We start from the raw sequence: 3,018 nt of genomic DNA, 5'->3' as shown, positions 1-3,018 counted from the left end.
TATATAGCTTGAATTTATCTTCAGATACAAAGAGAGTTCAGGATTTAAGAGGAAAGTATTTATTGCTCTTCTCTAATCAGTGGGGAATCAACTGGGCGACTGATAAGAACAAGGAATTAATCTTATCAGAATTCTCTAAAAACTAATGAAAAAGAATTGGCGTTATTGGTGGACGCTTTTGTACTTTGTAGTTTATCTGGTATGTTTCTTCTTTATTGAACATTTTATGCCAGTGACGCAATATCATATGATCTCTACACCAATAGATCATATGATTCCATTTAATGAGTGGTTTGTATTCTTTTATATCAGTTGGTTTGGGTATATCTTCTTCTCTTTCTGGTATTTCTTCTTTAAAGATAAGAAAGAATACTTGCAGATGATCACATTCCTATTTACCGGTATGACAATCTTTATAGTGGTATCAGTCATCTATCCTAATGGTTTAGATATTAGACCAAAACAATTAGGTCATAGTAATATTGCGTTAATACTTGTTGATTTGCTTTATAAGATTGATACACCAACCAATGTATTGCCTAGTATTCATATCTTTAACTCTATTGGTATGTGCATGGCATTTAGTAGATCAAAGCATGCAACTAGTATTATGAAGAAGGGAACTACAATTCTTACAATAGGGATTATTATCTCTACTTTCTTAATCAAGCAACATGGAATGATTGATGCACTTTCTGCAGTTGTGTTATCAATTATTCTTTATGTAATTGTTTATGAGAAAAATATTTATTTATTAAAAAGAAAATCTTAAAAGTTCATGGGTGACCATGAACTTTTTTATGTTAGAATACATACAGGGAGTGATAATGATGAAAATACTTGCTGCATTTGATTCTTTTAAAGAAAGTATGACTGCATATGCTGCAGGAGAAGCAGTACAGAGAGCTTATAATAATGTACATATTTGTCCTTTAGCTGATGGTGGTGAAGGGACAATGGAAGTCATGAATCGCTATCTACATGGTGATATTCATGAAATAGAAGTAGCGGGACCACTATTTAAGACAGTTCATGCAAAACTTGCTATTATGGATGATTTGGCTATTATAGAAAGTGCACAGGCATGTGGACTTGATTACTTGACTGAAGAAGAAAAGAACGGAACAGAAGCAACATCTTATGGTGTAGGAGAAATGATGAAATATGCTTATGATCATGGAGTGAAACGTTTCCTTTTGACTTTAGGTGGTTCAGCCTGTAATGATGGTGGTATTGGTTTATTAAGTGGTATGGGTTATGGTTTTTTTGATCAGTTTGATCAGCGTATTCCAATGAATGCGAGAGGGCTCGAAACACTTGATCATATTAAGAAAACACGTCTTGATTTATCAAGTATAGAAGTAGAAGGGGCATGTGATGTCACTAATCCACTATGTGGAAAAGAAGGAGCTACTTATGTTTTTGGCCCTCAAAAGAAGGTAAAAGATCTAGAAAAGACAGATCAGGCAATGAAGCATTATGCGAAAATAATGAGTGAATTAGTTGATAAGGATGATTCATGTGTACCTGGTGCAGGCGCAGCAGGAGGTATGGGCTATGCGATAGTGACAGGACTTAATGGTAAATTAGTGACTGGATTTGATGCAGTGAGTCGTACAGTTCATCTAGAAGAAGCAATCCAGGAAGCGGATATTATTTTTACAGGTGAAGGCAAGATGGATCATCAGACTTTATATGGAAAGACACCAATAGGTGTCTTACGCTTAGCACAGAAATACAATAAACCTGTTGTCGCATTTTGTGGAAAGTGTGAAGATAAAGAGACATTACTTGAAGCAGGTTTTGAAGATGTACGCTGTATTAATCATACAGATGAACCTCTTTCTGTATTATTAGAAAAAGGTCCACAATATTTAGAAGAAGAAGTGAGACGTTATCTGGAGGAAAAGAATGTATAAAGTTACAAAAGATGAATTATTATTAGATTCTCTTGTAGAGCATACTCGTAAGAAGAGAAATGATTGTAAGAGTTTATTGAAATATAAATCAGTACAGGTGAATGGTGAAGTACAGACTTATCATGCCTTTGAATTACATCCAGGAGATGAAGTAGAAGTTGGTAAGAAGACGAATCTTCCTTTTGAACTTCTTTATGAAGATGATGACATGATTGTAATCAATAAGCCTTCTGGACTAGTGAGTGAAGAGACACGTAATAATAAATATCAGACAGCTTTTTATATGGTGATGGAATATTGTCGTAAGAAGAGACAGCAGTGTTATCTTGTACATCGCTTAGACCAGGATACTTCTGGTGTACTTATGTTTGTGAAGAATAAGAAGCTTTATCAGGAATTAACTCATAACTGGAATAAGTATGTTAAAACAAGAGGCTATGTTGCAATATTAGAAGGACAATGCCGCAAATCAGGTACAATAAAGAATCATCTTGTGGAAGATAAACAGTTAAAGATGCGTATTGCGAAAGAAGGACAATTGGCTATTACGCATTACAAGCCATTAGAAGTATCTAAGGATTATACAATGATGGAAGTATTTTTAGATACAGGGCGTAAGAATCAGATTCGTGTTCATATGGCTTCTTTGAATCATCCTATTATTGGGGATAAGAAATATGGTGCACGTACAAATCCTTTAAAGAGATTAGGTCTACATGCACATGAATTTGCATTCACACATCCTTTTACACATAAAACAATGACTTTTAAAGCGCCACTTCCTTCTTCTTTTACACAGATGTTTAAACCTTCTAAAAGATAAAGGAAAAAATAAATAAATAAAATAAATAAATTAAAAAAAGTTATTGACAAACACCTGTATATTGGGTAAGATGAACAAGTAAAAAGTGGAAAGAAGAAGTGCCTACTTCTCGCCCGATTGATACAGTCGATGGGCCAATGTCACTAGATTAAACTCTAACGATAAGTGGGCGCTAGTACGCTCACTTTTTATTTAATATGAAGTAAGCGGAGGTGGGTTTTATTAGTCGTTATGATCGAACAAACCCAGTAAAGAAGGAAGCTCCAATTGACGCAA

3 protein-coding genes are annotated in these 3,018 nt (G+C 34.4%); all 3 read left to right on the top strand.

All coding sequences use genetic code 11. The features are described 5' to 3' along the window. Positions 1–145 precede the first annotated feature (145 nt). The 3 genes from ACT8VG_RS09340 to ACT8VG_RS09330 are packed head-to-tail and all read left to right on the top strand — an operon-like array spanning position 146 to position 2,742. Positions 146–772 carry a hypothetical protein gene (locus ACT8VG_RS09340; protein WP_217106998.1) on the top strand — a complete coding sequence of 209 codons (627 nt, stop codon included), beginning with the start codon at positions 146–148 and terminating at the stop codon, positions 770–772. 55 nt (positions 773–827) lie between these two features. Then, complete coding sequence (locus ACT8VG_RS09335; RefSeq protein ID WP_226793746.1) at positions 828–1,919, top strand: glycerate kinase family protein; 1,092 nt, start codon at positions 828–830, stop codon at positions 1,917–1,919. Continuing rightward, positions 1,912–2,742, top strand: a complete 831-nt coding sequence (locus tag ACT8VG_RS09330) for an RluA family pseudouridine synthase (protein WP_217107000.1) — start codon at positions 1,912–1,914, stop codon at positions 2,740–2,742. Before ACT8VG_RS09335 ends, ACT8VG_RS09330 begins: the two co-directional genes overlap by 8 nt. The last annotated feature ends 276 nt before the right edge of the window (positions 2,743–3,018 follow it).

Origin of the sequence: Catenibacterium sp., from assembly GCF_052354645.1 — a bacterium.
GTDB lineage: Bacteria > Bacillota_I > Bacilli_A > Erysipelotrichales > Coprobacillaceae > Catenibacterium > Catenibacterium mitsuoka_A.
The sequence above is the reverse complement of the archived record's forward strand: the minus strand, read 5'-3'. Positions and strand labels throughout refer to the sequence as shown.